This window comes from Nonomuraea roseoviolacea subsp. carminata (assembly GCF_024172185.1).
Taxonomy (GTDB): Bacteria; Actinomycetota; Actinomycetes; order Streptosporangiales; family Streptosporangiaceae; genus Nonomuraea; species Nonomuraea roseoviolacea.
The window spans coordinates 8,913,574-8,931,394 of the sequence record NZ_JAMZEC010000001.1 but is presented as its reverse complement, the minus strand read 5'-3'; the positions used below and the strand labels follow the sequence as shown (position 1 = coordinate 8,931,394).

The window sequence follows — 17,821 nt, the reverse complement described above, 5'->3', positions numbered from 1 at the left end:
CCACGGGTGAGGTGCGTCACAGGCCGAGGAGGGGTGTCACACTTCGCGGGCGCCGACCCTCTCAGGTGGTGATCGCGACGACCGGTGAAGGAGCCCGCCATGCCCGACACGCCGACGGCCGCCCACCGGGCGGAGGAGGCGACCAGGATCTTCCTCGACCATCGCGAGCTGCTGTTCTCCGTCGTGTACGCGATGCTGGGCGGCGTCGCCGACACCGAGGACGTCCTCCAGGAGACCTGGCTCGCCTGGGCCGCGCGGTGGGGCGCGGCCGGGGCCGGTGAGATCGCCGGCCCGTGCGCCTACCTGGTCCGCGTCGCCGTCAACGCCGCCCTCGCCCGCCGGGCCGCCGTCAGCCGCCGCCGCGAGACCTACCCCGGGCCGTGGCTGCCCGAGCCGGTGATCGAGGACGCCCCCGCCGGGAGCGCGGGGGAGGACGCGGCGGAGCCGGCGCTGCGCGCCGAGGCGGTGTCGATGGCGCTCATGGTGGTGCTGGAGACGCTGGCCCCGGTCGAACGCGCCGTGTTCGTCCTGCACGAGGTGTTCGGCTACGCCCACACCGAGATCGCCGGCATGCTCGGCCGCCCGCCCGCGGCCGTCCGGCAGCTCGCGCACCGCGCCCGCGAGCACGTCCGGGCCCGCCGCCCCCGCCACCGCCCCGACCCGCGGGCCCGGCGGCAGGTCACCGAGCGGTTCCTGGCCGCCGCGCTCGGCGGCGACCTCGACGCGCTCATGCGCGTCCTGGCGCCCGACGTGACCCTGTGGACCGACGGCGGCGGCCGGGCGCGGGCCTCCCTCCAGCGACCGGTACGCGGACGCGACAAGGTGGCCCGGCTCATCACGGGCGTCACCTCCCATATCCCTGAGGGGGTCGAGGTCCGCTACCGGACCGTCAACGGCGACCCCTCGGCCGTGCTGTTCGACGGCGACACGCCGTTCGCCGTCATGGTCGTCGAGCTGGACCCGGACGGCGACCAGGTGACCGGCGTCTACACGGTCACCAACCCCGACAAGCTCACCCACGTCACCCGCGCTCGGCAGAGCCCGCCAACGGAAGGTTGACTCATGATCCTGATCACCGGCGCCACCGGCGCCCTCGGCCGTCCCCTCGCCCACCTGCTCGCCCGCGAGGGCGCCAAGGTGCGCGCCGTCACCCGCGACCCCGGCGCGGCGCACCTGCCCGGCGGCGTCGAGGTGGTCCGGGGCGACCCGTCCCGGCCGGACACGCTCGCCCGGCACCTCGACGGCGTCACCACCGTCCTCCTGCACTCCCGCGCGTGCGGCGACACCCCCGGCGACCTGCTCGCCCTGGCCCGGGAGCACGGCGCCGGCAAGGTGGTGGCGCTGTCGGCCGTCAACGTGGACGACCCCCTGGGCCTCCAGCCCTCCCGGGCCATGGGCGACCGCAACAAGGAGACCGACGCCGCCGCGGCGGAGAGCGGGATGGAGTGGACCAGCCTGCGGGCCTCCTCGTTCGCCGGCAACGCGCTCGTCTCGTGGGGCGCGCAGATCCGCGCCGGCGACGTCGTCCGGTACGTGTACGCGGGCTTCGCCGAGCCGCTCCTCGACGAGCGCGACCTGGTGGAGGTCGCGGCCCGCGCCCTGCTCACCGACGACCTGGCCGGGCGGCGGCTGGAGCTGACCGGCCCGGAGAGCGTCTCCCACGAGCGGGCCGTGACGATCATCGGCGAGGCGGCCGGAAGGCCGCTGCGCTTCGAGGAGGTCGCGCCGGAGGCGGCCGAGGAGGGCATGGTGCGGCGCGGGCTGCCGCGGCCGTTCGTGTCCGCGCTCATGGCGAGGTACGCCCGGTACGCGGCGCTGCCGCCCGCCGAGCCGACCGGGGCGGTGGAGGAGGCGCTGGGGCGGCCGGCGCGGTCGTTCGCGCGGTGGGCGGCGGACCACGCCACCGCCTTCCGTGCCTGACCACGCCCCAGCCTTCCGCCCCTGACCACGCCCCAGCCTTCCGCCCCTGACCACGCCCCAGCCTTCCCCCTCGTCGGCGGCCCATCGGCCGGGCGCCCGGGTCAGGACGCGCCGTGCCCCGGGGCGTCGAGGACGTGCTCGGCCAGCTCGCGCGCGCACCCCGCGGGGTCCACGCCGGGCCGGGTGGCTCCGGCCGCCAGGGCGCCGTCGACGAGCAGGAGAAGCTGGGTGGCGGCGTGCTCCGGCCGCGGGTGGCCCAGCCGGCGCAGCTCCTCCTCCAGGAGCCGGTGGACGCGTTCGCGGTACTCGCGGGTTACGGCGTGACAGGGATGGTCGGGGTCGGCCACCGCCAGGTCGGCGGCGAGGTAGCGGCAGCCGCGGAACTCCGGCGCGTCGATGGCCTCGGCGAGCCCGTCGAAGACGGCCAGCAGGCGGGCGCGCGGGTCGTCGCCGGCGGCCCGCATGGTCCGCCGGTACCACTCCTCGTCCTCGGCGGTGGTGAGCCGCAGCACCTCCACGATCAGCCCGTCCTTGCCGCCGAAGTGCTCGTACAGCGAGCGCCGGGCCACGTTGGCGGCCTTCAGCAGCGCGTCGACGCCGACGCCCACGCCCTGGGCGTAGGTCAGCCGGCGGGCGGCGTCCAGGAGGCGTTCGCGCGGCCCCGGAGCGGTGCGTGTGGTCATGGAGCCAGCCTGCCACCGCTTGACGGGTAGATCAACCGTTCTATATGGTTCTCCGTAGACCGAACGATCTATCTACGAGGGACCGATCATGGCGATCCGCACCACCACCGAGGTCATCGACCGTTTCAACCACGCCTTCACCGCCCGCGACGCCGGCGCGCTCACCGACCTGATCGGTGCGGACTGCGTCATGGAGTCGGTCCAGCCGGCGCCCACCGGGGAGCGCGTCGAGGGCGGCGCGGCCTGCCTGGCGTGGTGGACCGCGCTCGTCGAGGACCGCACGAGCCGCTTCGAGCCGCAGGAGGTCATCGTCGCCGGCGACCGGGCGACGATCCGCTGGCGCTACTACTTCGCCGACGGCCCGTCCGGCTGGGTCGAGGGCGTGAACCTCATGCGCGTCCGCGACGGCCTCATCGTCGAGGCCCTCGGCTACAGCAAGACCGCGGGTGAGGTCCCGCTGGCCGCCGAAGAGGGCCTCGACGGATGACGGCGATCGTCAGTTCACGCGGGTGACCCGGCCCAGGGCCGGGGCCGCCAGCGGGCTCCTGGCCCGGATGTAGGACTCGAAGGCCTCGATGTCGCGGACCTTCTCCACCCGGTCGGTGCCCTCGGTCAGCACCGAGAAGCCGTCGCCGCCGCCCGCGATGAAGGAGTTGGCGGTCAGGCGGTACTTCGCGGCCGGATCGACGACGGTCCCGTTCAGCTTGACGGTGGCCGGGTCGATCTTGTCGCACGCGGGCTTGGCGTTGTCGTAGGTGTAGGTGAGCCCCTGCGAGACGCCGAGCACGCGGGCGGTCTTCTGGCCGCACCACTGCTGCTCCAGCAGCCGCTCCAGCTGCGTGCCGGTCAGGGTCATGGTGACCAGGTTGTTCCTGAACTGCTGCACGCGCATGGCCTCGCCGTGGGTGACCAGGTTGGGCAGGTCGTTGCCGGTCGCCGAGACGACCAGGTCGCCGCCGATGCCGCCGCCGTACGGAGGCTGGATCGCGATCTGGGCGCCGCCGTTCTCCGGCGCCGAGGTGGCGAAGAGCCTGGCGTCGGCCAGGGCGTGGCCCATCGTGGACTCACCGGCCGCGTTCCTGGCCGCGGTGAGATCACTGGTGATCATGCCGACCGGCTTGTCCAACCGGCGGTGAGCCTCCTCCTCGCTCTTGCGGCGCAGCACGGAGATCGGCCCGTAGGGCTTGATGTCGTGGGTGACCGTGATGTTCTCCGCCTTCGCCCCGACCGGGTTGCCGGTGGCGCGGTCGACGGTGAGGTTGATCCGCGTGACCTCGCGGCTGAACCCCGACGTCTGGGTGACGGGGATGCCGTTGATCGTGCAGTTGTAGGCGTTGTGGGTGTGGGCGGAGACGACGGCGTCCACCTCGGGGTCGAGCTTGGCGACGATGTCCTTCACCGGTCCGACCAGGTTGTTGCACTGGTTGGGCAGGCCGCCGCCGGTCTGGCCGCCGCCCTGGTGGAGCAGCACGACGATGGTGTGCACGCCCTTGGCCTTGAGCTCCGCGACGTAGGTGTTGACGGTCTCGGCCTCGTCCCGGCCCTCCAGGGGCGCGGTGGGCGAGGGCGCCTCGAAGAGCGAGTTCTTGTGGGTCAGCCCGATGATGCCGACCTTGACGCCACGCACCTCCTTGACGAGGTAGGGGTCGAAGGCGGGCTTGCCCGTGGTGGTGTCGATGATGTTGGCGCCCAGCAGGGGGAAGGAGGCGCCCTTGAAGCCCGGCACGCTGCACCCCTCGACCGGGTGGCAGCCGCCGTTCTCCAGTCTGCGCAGCTCGCTCAGGCCGCGGTCGAACTCGTGGTTGCCGACGCTGGAGGCGTCCAGGCGCATCAGGTTGAGCGCCTGGATGGCCGGCTCGTCGTTCATGACGGCCGAGGCGGGGCTGTTGATGACGTTGTCGCCCGCGGCCAGGCGGAGGGTGCCGTGAGGGTTGTCCTTCTGCAGCCGGTCCAGGTGAGCCGCGAGGTACTCGGCTCCGCCCGCCTCGACGGGGCCTTCCGGGGTCATGGCGAAGCTCGAGGGGAGGGACGAGTGGAAGTCGTTGAAGGCCAGTAACTGGATGTCCACCGCGTCGGCGCGGGCGGGCAGCAGGCTGGTGCTGCCGAGCACGAGCGCCATGAGGAGGTTGCGCATGGCGTCGAAAGTGACATAGTCCCAGCGACTCCCGCAAGGGGGAAAATTTCTAACATCGTATGTCGAATGTGAACTATTGACATAGCTGTTGGAAAGCGGGAGGGTTCCTCCCATGTCACCGATCCTGGCCAGAATCCGAGGGGTCGAGCCCACCCTCACCGCGGCCCACCGGCGCATCGCTGAGACGATCCTCGCGGAGCCCGCCGTCGTGGCCGCCTCGACCATCGGCGAGCTGGCGGAGCGGTGCGGGACCTCGCTCACCACCATCACCCGCTTCTGCCGCGAGCTCGGCCTGGCCGGATACCCCGAGCTCAGGCTGGCGCTGGCGGCCGAGCTCGGGCGCAACGACGCCGCCCCCCGAGAACAGGACCTGATCGCCTTCTCCCCGGACGACCCCGCGAGCCTGGTGCTGCGCAGCCTGCTGGCCAGCGACCTGCGCGCCATGGAGGAGACGGCCGCCCAGCTCGACCTCAAGGCGGTGGACCGCGCCGTCTCCGCCCTGGTCGCCGCCAGGTTCATCGACTTCTACGCGGTCGCCGGCAGCGCGGGCGTGGCCATGGACCTGCACCTGCGCCTGCACGCCGTCGGCCGGCCGAGCGCGCTGTGGACCGACGTGCACAACGCCGTCTGCAGCGCCAACGCGCGCGACGACCACGACGTGGCGGTCGGCATCTCCCACTCGGGCACCACGGCCGAGGTCGTCGAGCCGCTGACCATCGCCAGGCAACGCGGCGCCACCACCGTCGCGGTCACCAACTTCCCCCGCAGCCCGCTGGCCGAGACGGCCGACATCGTCCTCACCACCGCCGCGCAGGACACCCCCTTCCGCGCGGGCGGGGTGGCCGCCCGCCACACCCAGATGCTCGTCCTGGACTGCCTCTACATCGGCGTCGTCCAGCGCACCCACGAGACCAGCAACCAGCTCCTGACGGCCGCCACCGACGCGGTCGCCAAGCACCGCCTGCCCCCACGCTAGGAGCCCCCATGCGCCTTGCCGCCGCCGCTGTCGCCTTGGCGATGGCGGTCACCGCCTGTGCCCCTTCGACCACCACTCGTGCCGACCAGGGCAAGATCACCCTTTCGGTCTGGGGATGGGGTCCCGAGGCGAACTACGACAAGATGTTCGCCGAGTACGAGAAGGCCAACCCCGGCGTCGACGTCGACGCCCGGTCCTTCACCACCGCCACCGAGTACGACACGATCCTGTCGACCGGCCTGGCCGGCGACAACGGCCCCGACCTGGCCTGGCTGCGCGCCGGCGCCAACCTCCAGCCGCTCGTCGAGGCCGGGCGGCTGCTCCCGCTCGACACCAAGGACGTGCCCGGCCTGGCGGCCTACGACGAGAAGGTGCTGCGCTACGCCAAGGGCGACAAGGACGGCAAGGTGTACGGCGTCCCGTTCGCCGTGCAGACCCTGCAGGTGATCTACAACAAGAAGATCTTCGCGGACAACGGCATCACCCCGCCGAAGACCTACGACGAGATGATCTCCTCCGCCCAGAAGCTCAAGGCCAAGGGCATCATCCCGTTCGCCTTCGGCGGCAAGGACGACTGGATGCTGCCGATCGTGGCGAGCATCTTCGGCACCGCCCACTGGGGCGGCGACGACTTCATCGCCGCCGTCAAGGCCAAGCAGAAGAAGTTCGCCGACCCGCGCTTCGTCGAGGGGATCGACCAGCTCAACAAGCTCAAGCCGTACTTCCCCGACAACGCCGCCGGCGTCTCCTACACCGACGCGCAGATCCTGTTCTCCTCCGGCAAGGCCGCCATGTTCCCCGGCGGCCTGTGGGAGCTGAACTTCTTCGGCGAGAACGCCAAGGACATCGAGCTGGGCGTCTTCACGCCGCCCGTCCCCGAGGGCCAGGGCCTCATGCCCGGCTTCACCGACGGCTCGTACGGCGTCAACGTCAAGACCAGGCACAAGGCCGAGGCGCTGAAGTTCGCCGCCTGGCTGGCCTCCAAGGACTACGGCCAGCTCTACACCGACACCCTGCGCATCTTCTCCGCCGTGCCCGGCGTCACGCCCAAGGACCCGCTCCTCGGCGAGGTCTCCACCACCTTCGACCGGCACGGCGCGACCTACTTCATGAACGAGTTCGCCTACGGCAACCCGTCGTCGGCCGCCGTGTTCTCCAAGGCGCTGCAGGAGATGCTGCTCGGCCGCATCACCGCGAAGCAGGCGGCCGAACAGCTCGACAAGAGCGTGTCCACATGGCTCTAGGCGCGCGGCGGGGACAGGGAGGGAACGGCTCGTCGTACCTGTTCCTGATCCCCGCCCTCCTCCTCTACTCCGCCTTCGTCGTCTACCCGCTGTTCACCGGCCTGACCTACAGCTTCTTCTCCTGGAAGGGCACGCTGCGCGACAGCTTCGCCGGGCTGGACAACTACGCCGGCCTGCTGTCGGGCTCCTTCCTCGACCAGTTGCTGCCCGCGCTGGGGCACAACGCCCTGCTGTTCGCCGGCACCATGCTGGTGCAGAACACGCTCGGCCTGGCCTTCGCGCTCGCCCTGTCCCGCGTACGGCGCGGCAAGCGGGCGCTGCAGACCATGTTCGCCCTGCCGTACCTGGTCAACCCCCTGGTCATCGGCTACCTGTGGACCCTGCTGCTCAGCCCCGCCTTCGGCCCCGTCAACGCGCTGCTCAAGCCGCTCGGCCTGGCGATGCCGTGGCTCGGCGACCCGGACACCGCGCTGCCGACCGTCATCGTCATCACCACCTGGCAGTGGGTCGGCTTCCCGATGCTGCTGTTCAGCGCCGCCCTCGGCGGCATCCCGCAGGAGTACGCCGAGGCCGCCAGGACCGACGGCGCCGGCTCCTGGCAGGTGCTCCGGCGCATCACGCTGCCGCTGCTCAAGCCCGCCATGGCCACCGTCACGATCCTCAGCTTCATCGGCAGCATGGGCACCTTCGCCCTGGTCTACGCGCTCGGCGGCTCCAACGGCGCCCCGGCGGGCGCGACCGACGTGCTCGGCCTGCTGTTCTACCGGACCGCCTTCGCCTCCGGCGACGTCAACGCGCTCGGCACCTCCTCGGCGCTGGCGGTCTTCATGTTCACCTTCATCTTCGGCTCGACGCTGCTGCTGGAGCGGGTGCTGAGGAGGAAGGCATGAGGGCGTCGATCGTCAAGGTCGCGCTGTGGGCCTACGCGGTCTTCTCCATGGCGCCGCTGATCGTCATGCTGCTCAGCTCGTTCCGGCCCACCAGCGAGATCTTCGACCGGCCGATCGGCCCGCCCACCGGGTTCGGCAACTACGTCAAGGCGTGGACGGAGGCGTCCTTCTCCACCTACGTCGTCAACTCGGCGGTCGTCGTGGTCGGCGCCGTGCTGCTGGGCGCCGTGGTCTCGCTGCTGGCCGCCTACCCCCTCGGACGCAGGCAGTTCCGGGGCCGCGGCGTGTTCGCCGCCTACTTCGTCTCCGGCATGACGCTGCCCGCCCACCTGGGCGTGCTGCCGCTGTTCTACCTGCTGGAGGGCATGGGGCTGGTGGACTCGCTGACCGGGCTGGTCCTGGTCTACGCGGCCGGGTCGGTCCCGTTCAACGTCTTCGTCCTGACCGCCTTCTTCCGCCAGCTCCCGCACGAGCTCGACGAGGCCGCCGCCCTGGACGGCGCCGGGCCGTTCGCGACCTTCTGGCACGTGATGCTGCCCCTGGTGCGGCCCGCGCTCGCGACAGTGGTGGTGTTCCAGTTCGTGCCGATCTGGAATGACTTCTTCTACCCCCTGGTCCTGATGCGGGACGAGGCCAAGCTGACCCTGCCGGTCGGCCTCACCCACTTCTTCGGCCAGTTCCAGAACGACTGGGGCACGCTCTTCGCCGGCCTGGTGATGACGACGATCCCCCTGGTCGTGCTCTTCGTCCTGGCCACGCGCCAGATCGTCGCCGGGCTGACCGCCGGCATGAACCGTTGAGGAATCAATTCATGGATCTTGTGATGGCCTTCGCCGACGAGGCGCGCTCCCGCCTGGACCGGCTGGTGACCGGCCAGCTGCCCGCCATCAGGCAGGCGGGGGCGCTGATCGCGGACAGCGTGCGCGCCGGAGGCGTCGTCCACGCCTACGGCACCGGGCACTCCGAGGCGGTGGCGCTGGAGGTGGCGGGCCGGGCCGGCGGCCTGATCCCGACCAACCGGCTCACCCTGCGCGACCCGGTCGTGCTGGGCTCGGCCGACCCCTCCGCGTTCGACCCGCTGGCCGAACGCGACCCGCGTACCGCGCACGAGGTGCTGGCCCTGCACACGATCGAGAAGACCGACGCCTTCGTCATCGCCTCCAACTCGGGCGGCAACGGCTCCACCGTGGAGATGGCCCGGCTGGTCAAGGAGCGCGGCCTGCCGCTGATCGCGATCACCTCGCTGGCGCACTCCGGCGCCATCACCTCGCGCCACCCCTCGGGGGAGCGGCTGTTCGAGCTGGCGGACATCGTGATCGACAACCTCGCCCCGTACGGCGACGCCGTCCTGACCACAGAGCACGGCCCCGTCTGCGGCATCTCCTCGATCACCTCGGCGCTGGCCGTGCAGCTCATGGTCGCCGAGGCGATCGGCCTGCTGATGGCCGATGGAACGGTCCCGCCCGTCTACCTGTCGGCCAACATCCCCGGCTCCGACGAGCGCAACGACGCCCTCGCGGCCCGCTACGCCGGGCGGATCAGGACCGGCGCGCTGTGAACCTGACGATCGCCGCCTTCTGGCCGCCGCCGCCCCACGAGACGACCGCCGCGCGCTACCGGGAGATCGCCGACGCCGGCATCGACCTGGTCATCACCGGCAACTACCTCAACGACCGGGTCATCCTGCGGCACGCGCTGGCCTGCGCCGAGGAGACGGGGCTCGGCGTGCTCGTCGCCTCGGACCCGCGCGTGGACGTCGTCATGCGCGACCTGGACGTGGACCCGGCGCCGCTGATCGGCCGGGTCGTGGACGACTACCGCCGGTTCCGCTCCTTCCGCGGCGTCAGCCTCATGGACGAGCCGCACGCCGGGCAGTTTCCGAGGGTGGCGGCCGGGGTCGCCGCCGTGCGCGCGGCCGGCGCCTTCGCCTACGCCAACCTCTTCCCCAGCCACGCCGTCGACGGCCCCTACGACGCGTACGCCGGGGAGTTCGCCCGGACCGTCCGCCCCGACGTGCTGTCCTTCGACCGCTACCCGTTCCTCGCCGACGGCTTCGACGAGGGCTACCTGGCCGACCTGGCGACGGTGCGCGAGCAGGCCCGCCGCGCCGGCCTGCCCGCCTGGATGTACGTCCAGACGCTCGCCTACGACGGCCACCGCGAGCCGTCGGCCGCCGAGCTGGCCTGGCAGGTCAACACCGCGCTGGCCTACGGCTACACCGGCATCCAGTACTTCACCTACTGGACGCCCGACCCGGCGCGCGGCGAGGGCTTCCAGGCCGCGCTCGTCGGCGGGGACGGCGTGCCGACCGCGCGCTACGGCGTCGTCCGCGACCTCAACACCCGCTGGCTGCGCCCGGTCGCGGCCGAACTGTCCGGCTGGACGTCGGCCGAGCGCGTCGGCGACGCCCTGGTGGGCCGGTACGGCGAGGGGCGGCTGTTCGCCTGCAACGCCCGGCCCGACGAGCCGGCCGAGGTCACGCTCGACGGGATCAGCGCCGCCTTCGACCCGGCGACCGGCGCGTACGAGCCCTGCGGCACGACCTTCACGCTCGCGCCCGGCGCGGCGCGGCTCGTCCGGTGACCCTCTTCGCCGGCGTGGACGCCGGCGGCACCACCACCCGGGCCGCCGTCCACGCGCCGGACGGCACCAGGCTCGGGTACGGCACCGCGGGCCCCGGCAACCCGGCCGCGCACGGCGCCGCGGCGGCCGGCGCGGCGATCGGGCGGGCCCTGCGCCGGGCCCTCGACGGCTTGGACCCGGCGCTGGTGGCCGCCTCGGTGGCGGGGGTGGCGGGCGCGGACGACGCCTTCGGGGAGGTGCTGGGGCGCGTCTGGGCGTCGTGCGGCGTCGCGTCGCCGCCCCGGCTGGTGGGTGACGTGGACGTCGCGTACGCGGCCGGCACCGCGGAACCCTCCGGGACGCTGCTGCTGGCCGGGACGGGGGCCGCGGCGGCCCGCTTCTCCGGCCGCGCGGTCGTCGCCGTCGCCGACGGGCTCGGGTGGCTGCTCGGCGACGAGGGCGGGGGGTTCTGGATCGGCCGGGCGGGCGTGCGCGCCGCCGTCCGTGCACTCGACGGCGGCGGGCCGTACGGGCCGCTGGTGGAGCTGATCTGCGCCCACTTCGGCGTGACCGGCGTGACCGAGGTGACCGACGTGGCATGGGTGACAGGAGTGCCGGGCGTGACGGGGGTGAGCGCTGGGAGCGCGACTGGTGCGGCAGGGGAGTCGCGGCGGCGGGCCGACCGCATCGTGCGGCTGGCGCAGGCCGACCGGACGCTCGTGGCGGCCGCCTCACCGCTCGTGGCCGAGGCCGCGGCGGCCGGGGACGCCGGCGCGGCGGCGATCGTCGGCGAGGCCGCCCGGCGGCTGGCGGCGACGGCGGGCCGGGTGCTCGGCCCCGGGCCGGTCGTCCTCGCGGGCGGCGTGCTGACCGGCGACGGCCCGGTGCGGACGGCGGTCACGGCGCTGCTGGCCGGACGCGAGGTGCTCACCGCGCGAGACGGCGCGGGCGCGGCGAGCTGGCTGGCCGCCCTCGACCGGCTGGGTGACGCGGGCGCGCACGCGCGCTTCACGACGGAAAGCCACTTCTGAGAGGAGGCCCGCTCCTGCGAGGTGGCGCGCCCTTGAGGGGAGGCCGCTCCTGTGAGGTGGCGCGCCCTTGAGGGGAGGCCGCTCTTAGGCGGTGGCGCGCCCTTGAGGGGAAGGCCGCTCCTGGGGGGTGGTGCGCCCCAGAAGGGAGGGCCCCCGCGCCCGAGGGGAGGCGCTCCCTGAGGGGAGGCCCGCGCCTAGGAGGTGGCGCGTCCCTGAAGGGAGGCTCCCTGGTCCACGTCGGAAGTCACTGCGCGTCCGGGGAGCAGCCCCGGTCGGGGGCGGGTTCGCGTTCGGCTGCGTCGAGGACGAGGCGGGCGGTGACGGCGAGCGTGGCGGGATCGGCCGGGCGGCCCAGGACGAGCGCCTGGTGGAAGAGCGGCCCGAGGGCGGCGTCCAGCAGGCGGCCGGTGAGCCGCTCGTCCACCGGACGGCCCGTGTGCCGGGCGAGCAGGGCGCCCAGCCCCGCCAGGTCGCGTTCGCGCTGCTCGCGCAGGAACCCGTCGCGCAGCTTGGCGGCGGTCTCCGGGTCGAGCTGGGCGTGCCCGATGAGCGCCAGCAGCACCTGGCCGGCCGGCTCCTGGAGGAACGCCGCCACGCGGCCGAGCCGGTCCGTCAGCTCCTCCTCCGGTGAGGCCGAGGACGGCCCGGGAGGCCAGGTGAGCGACTTCTCGGCGTCGTCGGCGAGCGTGTCGAGCAGGATGTCCACCTTGGACTTCCACCAGCGGTAGATGGTCTGCTTGGCCACCCCGGCGCGGGCCGCGATGCCCTCCATGGTCACGCCGGAGAAGCCGCGCTCGACCAGCAGGTCGTCGGCCGCGTGCAGCACGGCCCGCCGGATGCTCTCGCTGCGCTTCGGCCCGGTGCGGCTGACGACGGCCTCCCGGTGCGGGGCGGCCGCCCCGCTGTCCCGGCCGGCGCCGACGGTCGCTCGTCCTTCCGTGCTGATGGCCGCTCCTCCTTCCGTGCCTGCGTGCCCTTCCATGCGGGTACGCGGGTACCCGTTCGCCTTCGTCGTGCGGCCCGCGGCGTGCGCGGGGCAGCCCGATTGTGGCACGCCGCCCGCGTTCAGGCGCGCCGGGCCGCCCCGCGGCTCCCGAGCAGGCTCAGCAGGACACCCAGCGCCAGCACGGCGACCACGGCGCTGAAGATCTCCCCGGCCGGGCGCAGGCCCGTCAGCCGGATCATCACCCCCACCCCCACGGCGGGCACGGCCAGCATCGAGTACAGGATCACGAAGAACGTCGAGACCGACGCGCCCCGATGGTCCGGCGCGGCGCGCGTGGTGATGACGGTGACGCCGTACCCCAGCGCCACGCCGGTGGCCAGCCCGTTCACCGCCGCCCCGGCCAGCAGCGCGGTCAGCGACACGGCGGCCATGGCCAGGGCGATCAGCCCGGCGCCGGCGACCAGTCCCGCGCAGGCGAGCACGAGCGCCCGGCCGGGCCGTACGACCCGGTTGAGGAGCTGTCCGGCGGCGGTGCACATGAACGCGGTGAACACCACCGCCCCCGTCAGGGTGTGGCTCGGCAGCCGCAGCACCCCCGTCAGGAACACGCCGGTCACGGCGGTCAGCACGCCCAGCACCGCGAACCCCGCCCCGACGGCCATCGCCGAGCGCAGGAAGTCGCCGCGGATCTCGGCCGGCACGTGCGGGCGTTGCGGGCGCAGGGAAGGGCGCGAGCGGTTCGGGGCGGTCTCCGGCACGGACGCGACGCCGACCAGCCCGAGCAGCGCCAGCGCGCCGATGACCGCCCACGGCGTGCGCAGCGGCGCCGGCGCCAGGTCGGCCAGGATCCCGGCCAGCAGTGTGCCGCCGGCCAGGCCGCCCATGTTGGCGAACAGCACGACCGTGGCCGGGCGGACCCGGCCGTCCGGCGGCATGGCCTCGGCCAGCGCGACCGTGGCGGCGCCCGTCACGAGGGCCGCCGACAGTCCCGAGACGACCCGGGCGGCGAGCATGACGGTGAGGTCGCCGGCCACGAGGAAGGCGGCGGCCGCGACGATCGCGAGCAGGGCGGCGACCATGAGCACCGGCCGCCGTCCGATCTCGTCGGAGAGCCGCCCGAACAGCAGCAGCCCGGCGACGACGCCGAAGGCGTACACGGCGAAGACGACGGTCACGGTGAACGGCCCGAAGCCGAAGGCGTGCTCGTACAGGGGATAGAGCGGGGTGGGCGCGGTCGTGCCGGCCATGGTGGCCCAGAACGTGAACGCCAGGATGGCCGGCGCGAGGACGCGGGCCCGCCGGGACGGCGGCGCGCCCCGGCGGGTCTCCTGGGTCTGGCGCGGGGGATCGCCCATGGATGTTCCTTCCGAGAGGTTCGGGTGACGACCAAAGAATAGACGCAACGTCGCGTCTATTCAATCAGGGGTCCAGCCGGTACAGGCGGAAGAAGTCGTTGTCCACGGGCAGCACCGAGCAGCGGGCGAACCCGGCCTCCTCCGCGTACCGGCGGACCGTGCCGGCGCGCATGACGGTGCCGGTGGCGGCGGAGGGGAACTCGACGAGCTGCGCGGGCAGGCAGTGCGTGACGCTCCAGCCGTACATCATCCGCTCGACCTTGTCGCCGGGCGCCGTGAACCGGTCGGACACCTTCTCGTCCACCACCAGCACGGCCCCGCCCGGCGCGAGCGCGGCACGCGCCGAGCGCAGCGCCTCCACCGGCCGGGGCAGGTCGTGCAGCACCTCCAGGATCATCACCAGGTCGTACGGGCCCGCCGCGACGATCCGGCACGCGTCGGCCTGCTCCATCCGCACCCGGTCGCCCAGCCCGGCCCGCTCGGCCAGGGCGCGGGCCTCGGCGATGGAGGAGGCGTCGGCGTCCAGCCCGTCCACGCAGGCGTTCGGGAACGCGCGGGCGATCGCCAGCGCGGCCCAGCCCTGACCGCACCCGACGTCGGCCACGCGCGGCCGGGGGGACTCGCGCAGCCGGGCGGCGATGTCCGGCATGGCGGACAGCCAGGCGTCCGGCAGCTCATGGGTGAAGGCCGGCCGGTTGATGTGGCCCTGCCCGTGGCGGAACGCGCGCCCGTACGACTCGTACGGCACCCCCGCCCCCGTGCGGTACGCCTCGGCCACCTCGTCGATCACGCCCCCGATCCCGGCCAGCATGTGCGCGAACGGCGCCACGTGCGCGGGGTCGTCGGCGTCCACCAGCACGCGGGCGTGCGCGGCCGGCAGCCGGTAGCGTCGCTCGCCGGCCGGCTCGCCGGGGTCGGTGTCCAGGAGCCCGGCGACGGCCTGCTGCTCCAGCCACTCGGACGCGTAGCGGGGCGCGGTCCCGGTGCGCTCGGCCAGCCCGGCGGCGGTCAGCGGGCCCTGCTCACGCAGGACGCGATAGAAGCCCAGCTCGGCGCCCAAGTAGACGGAGAACAGTTCGAGGGCGCCGAGCGTGTCGTCGAACAGCCGCTCGGTCAGCAGCTCCGCGAGCCGCGCGTCCTCGGCGACGTGGGTGTTGGAGGTGTCCATGGTGTCCCCCTCGGAAACAGCACGGGACGGCGCCGTCCCCTGACGCCGCGAGCCCCCCTCCACCCACGCTAGACGGCGCCCCCTGACCGGCCTCGAGTCGCCTCCCCGCTCCGGAACGGCTCCTGGCATGCGCGGCGTCATGGGCGCGCATCGCTTGGGGCAAGTTCCCCCGGCGGGCCTGCGCCCGGAGCGCCGCGGCGGCTAGGAAAGCCCATGGATGCACGGGCGCGGACGGGGGCGGGGGCGCGGATGGGGGCGTGGGTGCGGGCGTGGGTGCGGGCCGACCCCTGGCGGGCGCTGCTGGTGCTGGTGGCCGCCGGTTACGGGATCGCCCAGCTGGTCGCGGTGGGCCCCGGCATGGGGCTGGGGTGGGACGAGGTGGTGTACGTCAGCCAGGTGGACCCCCGGGTGACCGCGACGGAGTTCATCGCGCCGCGCGCCCGCGGGATCACCCTGCTCGTGGCCCCCATCGTGCTGGTGACCTCCTCCACGGAGGCCCTGCGCGTCTGCCTGAGCGTGCTGTCGGCGCTGGCGCTGTACGCGTCGTTCGCCACCTGGCTGCGGCTGCGCCCGGGGGCCGCGGCGCCGGTGGCGGCGCTGGTGTTCGCGTCGCTGTGGCTGACGCTGTTCTACGGCGGTGAGGCCATGCCGAACCTGTGGGTGGCGCTGGGCGCGGTGGCCGCCACCGGGCACTTCCTGCGCCACGTGCGGGGGGACGGAGGCCGCGGCCGCCTGGCGGGTCTGGCGTCGTGCGTCGCGGGGACCGCCCTGATGCGGCCGCCCGACAGCCTCTGGCTCGTCCTGCCGCTCGGCCTGGCCCTCGCCGTGCCGGGATGGGGCCCGGCCCTCCGCTGGGGGCCGTCGGTGAGGCGCGCCCGGCCGGGGCGGGCGCGGCGCGGAGCCGCGGTCGCGCTCGTCGCCGGGTGCGCCGCCGGATGGGCGGAGTGGATCGCCGAGGCGTACGTCCGGTTCGGCGGCCTGGCCGCGCGCTGGCAGGCCGCCGGGGCGGCGAACGAGACCGGGCTGCACTTCTCGCTGGCCGAGCACGCCCGGGCGCTGAACGGCCCGCTGCTGTGCCGGCCTCCGGCCCACTGCGGTCCCGCCGTGACGTCCTGGGTGCTGTGGTGGAGCGCCGTCCCGCCGCTCGTCCTGCTCGGCCTGTACGCGGCCCGGCGTCGTGGCCGCCTGCCGGAGGCCCTGGTGCCGGCTGTGGCGGGCGTGTCGGCGGCCGTGCCGTACGTCTTCCTCGTCGGATACGCGGCCCCGCGCTTCCTGCTGCCCGCGTACGCGCTGCTGGCCTTCCCCGTCGCGCACGGCGCCCTCGCGCTGCTGGAGGGAGCGCGGCGCGGCCCGGCGCGCCGGGCCGGCGCCTGCCTGGTCGCCGCGGGATTCCTCGCGCACCTGACCCTGCAGGGGGTCACGCTGGACAAGGTGGTCTCACCCCGGCTGGCGCGCAGGGAGGCCGACGTGCGGGCCGCGCGGGCGCTGCAGGAGCTGGGCGTGCGCGGGCCGTGCCTGGTGTACGGGCAGAACGCGGTGACGATCGCGTACCGCATGGGCTGCACGGGGCACACGGTCCTGAGCTGGCGGCGGGAGAACGGGTTCCCGGCGGCGGTGCGCGACGCCGAGGCCCGGGGCGAACGGGTGGCCGCGGTGGCCCGGGGCCGCGCGGCGCCGTTCCTGCTGGCCTGGGAGCGGCGGCCGCTGGAGGGCGTCGGGCCCGGACGGTGGTACGCCTACCTGCCGCGCCCGGCACCACCGCCGGAGCCGGAGGCGCACGGCGCCGGGCGCCCCCTTCGCGAGGAACCCGCGCGCGCCCTACGACAGGGCCTGGCGCAGGACGAAAGGGCGGCCGTGGCCGGTGAGGACCACCCCGCGCAGGCGGGGGCGCCCGGCCTCTCGTTCCCGCATCCGGGTGGCGCGGCCGTCAGCCGGTGGGCCGGAGGACGTCCAGCGCCATCTGATGGAGCTGGTCGGTGAGGCGATCGGGCGGGAACAGCCACAGGCCGAGGGAGTCGGCGCCCGCCTCGATCAGTGCCCGGAGCCGGTCCCGCACCCGGTCGGGGTCGCCGGCGGCCGCGAACTCGTCGATCCAGGCGTCCTCGACGACGAGCGGCTCGCCCTCGGCCAGCGCGGCGACGCGCCGCCGGATCTCGGCGCCGTACCGGGACCGGCCGACCAGCGCGGTATGCGCTTCGGCCGTCAGGAAGAAGCCGACGGCGTCCCGTACAGCCTCTCGCGCCCGCCGGTCGTCGTCGGAGACCGACGCGAGCACGAAGGCGGTGATCGGCGGGCTGTCATGTCCCGCCGCGGTCACCTGCTCCCTGGCCCAGGCCACGTACGAGGGACTGGCGAGGACCGAGAGCAGGACGCCGTCCGCCCTGCCGCCCGCCGCGCGTAGCGCACGCTGGTTGACGGCCCCGATCCACAGCTCCGGCGCCTGCCGGGGAGGGAACTCCAGCCGGACGCCGGCGAGCTCGTGGACAGCGGTCCGGCGGTTGACCGGCTTGCCGTCCAGCAGCTCGCGCAGCACGTCGAAGGTCTCGACGACCGCGGTGAGCGGACGGTCGGGCAGCAGTCCCATCTGCTCCAGCCAATGGGTGTTGCCGAGGCCAACGGCGGCCCGCACCCGCCCGCCCGGGTACATGCGCGCGAGCCCGGCCAGTTCCATCGCGAGGATCGCCGGATGCCTGGTCATCACGCTGGTCAGCCCCAGCCCGACGGGCACCACCCGGGTGGCGGCGAGCAACTGGGTCAGACCGGACAGGCCGCCGGTGAAGAAGCAGTCCTCGGAGAACCACAGGTGTCCGAAGCCGAGCCGCTCGGCCAGCGCGGCCCCTTCCGTGAGCTCTTCGGGCGGCGTCAGGCTGCCGAAGACGACTCCGATCGCGCTCCTGTCCACCCCGGTCTCC

The 17,821-nt window shown here is 74.0% G+C and carries 17 protein-coding genes; 11 read left to right on the top strand and 6 right to left on the bottom strand.

Translation table 11 applies throughout. The features are described 5' to 3' along the window. The first annotated feature begins 99 nt into the window (after positions 1–99). Positions 100–1,059: an RNA polymerase sigma factor SigJ gene (sigJ, locus tag HD595_RS41595; protein ID WP_253779360.1), complete on the top strand. Its 960-nt coding sequence runs from the start codon at positions 100–102 to the stop codon at positions 1,057–1,059. 3 nt (positions 1,060–1,062) lie between these two features. Beyond that, entirely contained in the window at positions 1,063–1,920 is an 858-nt protein-coding gene (locus tag HD595_RS41590) for an NAD(P)H-binding protein (RefSeq protein ID WP_253779358.1), read from the top strand. Between the two features lie 101 nt (positions 1,921–2,021). Here the strand turns inward: HD595_RS41590 and HD595_RS41585 are convergent, their stop codons facing one another. Further along, positions 2,022–2,603, bottom strand: a complete 582-nt coding sequence (locus tag HD595_RS41585) for a TetR/AcrR family transcriptional regulator (protein WP_253779356.1) — start codon at positions 2,601–2,603, stop codon at positions 2,022–2,024. Positions 2,604–2,691: 88 nt separating this feature from the next. Here HD595_RS41585 and HD595_RS41580 point away from each other — a divergent pair, with 88 nt between their 5' ends. Next, entirely contained in the window at positions 2,692–3,090 is a 399-nt protein-coding gene (locus HD595_RS41580; RefSeq protein WP_253779353.1) for a nuclear transport factor 2 family protein, read from the top strand. Between the two features lie 9 nt (positions 3,091–3,099). Here HD595_RS41580 and HD595_RS41575 read toward each other — a convergent pair whose 3' ends face one another. Beyond that, a complete protein-coding gene (locus HD595_RS41575; RefSeq protein ID WP_253779350.1) occupies positions 3,100–4,737 on the bottom strand; it encodes a bifunctional metallophosphatase/5'-nucleotidase in 1,638 nt (545 codons plus the stop codon). Positions 4,738–4,849: 112 nt separating this feature from the next. Between HD595_RS41575 and HD595_RS41570 the strand changes: the two genes are divergently transcribed. The 7 genes from HD595_RS41570 to HD595_RS41540 are packed head-to-tail and all read left to right on the top strand — an operon-like array spanning position 4,850 to position 11,440. Next, a complete protein-coding gene (locus HD595_RS41570) occupies positions 4,850–5,713 on the top strand; it encodes a MurR/RpiR family transcriptional regulator (RefSeq protein WP_253779347.1) in 864 nt (287 codons plus the stop codon). Positions 5,714–5,721: 8 nt separating this feature from the next. Then, positions 5,722–6,957 carry an ABC transporter substrate-binding protein gene (locus HD595_RS41565; protein WP_253779343.1) on the top strand — a complete coding sequence of 412 codons (1,236 nt, stop codon included), beginning with the start codon at positions 5,722–5,724 and terminating at the stop codon, positions 6,955–6,957. Then, a complete protein-coding gene (locus HD595_RS41560) occupies positions 6,948–7,847 on the top strand; it encodes a carbohydrate ABC transporter permease (protein ID WP_253779341.1) in 900 nt (299 codons plus the stop codon). Before HD595_RS41565 ends, HD595_RS41560 begins: the two co-directional genes overlap by 10 nt. Further along, complete coding sequence (locus tag HD595_RS41555; protein WP_253779338.1) at positions 7,844–8,647, top strand: carbohydrate ABC transporter permease; 804 nt, start codon at positions 7,844–7,846, stop codon at positions 8,645–8,647. Before HD595_RS41560 ends, HD595_RS41555 begins: the two co-directional genes overlap by 4 nt. An 11-nt stretch (positions 8,648–8,658) precedes the next feature. Further along, positions 8,659–9,405, top strand: a complete 747-nt coding sequence (locus HD595_RS41550) for a sugar isomerase domain-containing protein (RefSeq protein ID WP_253779336.1) — start codon at positions 8,659–8,661, stop codon at positions 9,403–9,405. Next, the gene (locus tag HD595_RS41545; RefSeq protein WP_253779333.1) at positions 9,402–10,430 is read left to right on the top strand and encodes a hypothetical protein; all 1,029 of its coding nucleotides are present in this window, start codon (positions 9,402–9,404) and stop codon (positions 10,428–10,430) included. Before HD595_RS41550 ends, HD595_RS41545 begins: the two co-directional genes overlap by 4 nt. Continuing rightward, the gene (locus HD595_RS41540; protein ID WP_253779330.1) at positions 10,427–11,440 is read left to right on the top strand and encodes a BadF/BadG/BcrA/BcrD ATPase family protein; all 1,014 of its coding nucleotides are present in this window, start codon (positions 10,427–10,429) and stop codon (positions 11,438–11,440) included. The genes HD595_RS41545 and HD595_RS41540 overlap by 4 nt, the downstream gene beginning before the upstream one ends. 244 nt (positions 11,441–11,684) lie before the next feature. On the opposite strand, the gene HD595_RS41535 is transcribed toward HD595_RS41540, so the two are convergent. From HD595_RS41535 to HD595_RS41525, 3 genes are all read right to left on the bottom strand, one after another. After that, on the bottom strand, positions 11,685–12,422 hold the full coding sequence (locus HD595_RS41535) for a TetR/AcrR family transcriptional regulator (RefSeq protein WP_253779327.1): 738 nt from the start codon (positions 12,420–12,422) through the stop codon (positions 11,685–11,687). 83 nt (positions 12,423–12,505) lie between these two features. After that, positions 12,506–13,741 (bottom strand): MFS transporter, encoded by a 1,236-nt coding sequence (locus HD595_RS41530; RefSeq protein WP_253779324.1) that lies wholly within the window; start codon positions 13,739–13,741, stop codon positions 12,506–12,508. Between the two features lie 64 nt (positions 13,742–13,805). Beyond that, a complete protein-coding gene (locus HD595_RS41525) occupies positions 13,806–14,909 on the bottom strand; it encodes a class I SAM-dependent methyltransferase (RefSeq protein WP_253779321.1) in 1,104 nt (367 codons plus the stop codon). A 213-nt stretch (positions 14,910–15,122) separates the two neighbouring features. On the opposite strand from HD595_RS41525, the gene HD595_RS41520 reads away from it, so the two are divergent. Then, positions 15,123–16,889 carry a hypothetical protein gene (locus HD595_RS41520; RefSeq protein ID WP_253779319.1) on the top strand — a complete coding sequence of 589 codons (1,767 nt, stop codon included), beginning with the start codon at positions 15,123–15,125 and terminating at the stop codon, positions 16,887–16,889. Here HD595_RS41520 and HD595_RS41515 read toward each other — a convergent pair. Beyond that, positions 16,837–17,811 (bottom strand): LLM class flavin-dependent oxidoreductase, encoded by a 975-nt coding sequence (locus HD595_RS41515; protein WP_253779317.1) that lies wholly within the window; start codon positions 17,809–17,811, stop codon positions 16,837–16,839. The two genes, HD595_RS41520 and HD595_RS41515, sit on opposite strands and share 53 nt — an antisense overlap. Positions 17,812–17,821: the final 10 nt, after the last annotated feature.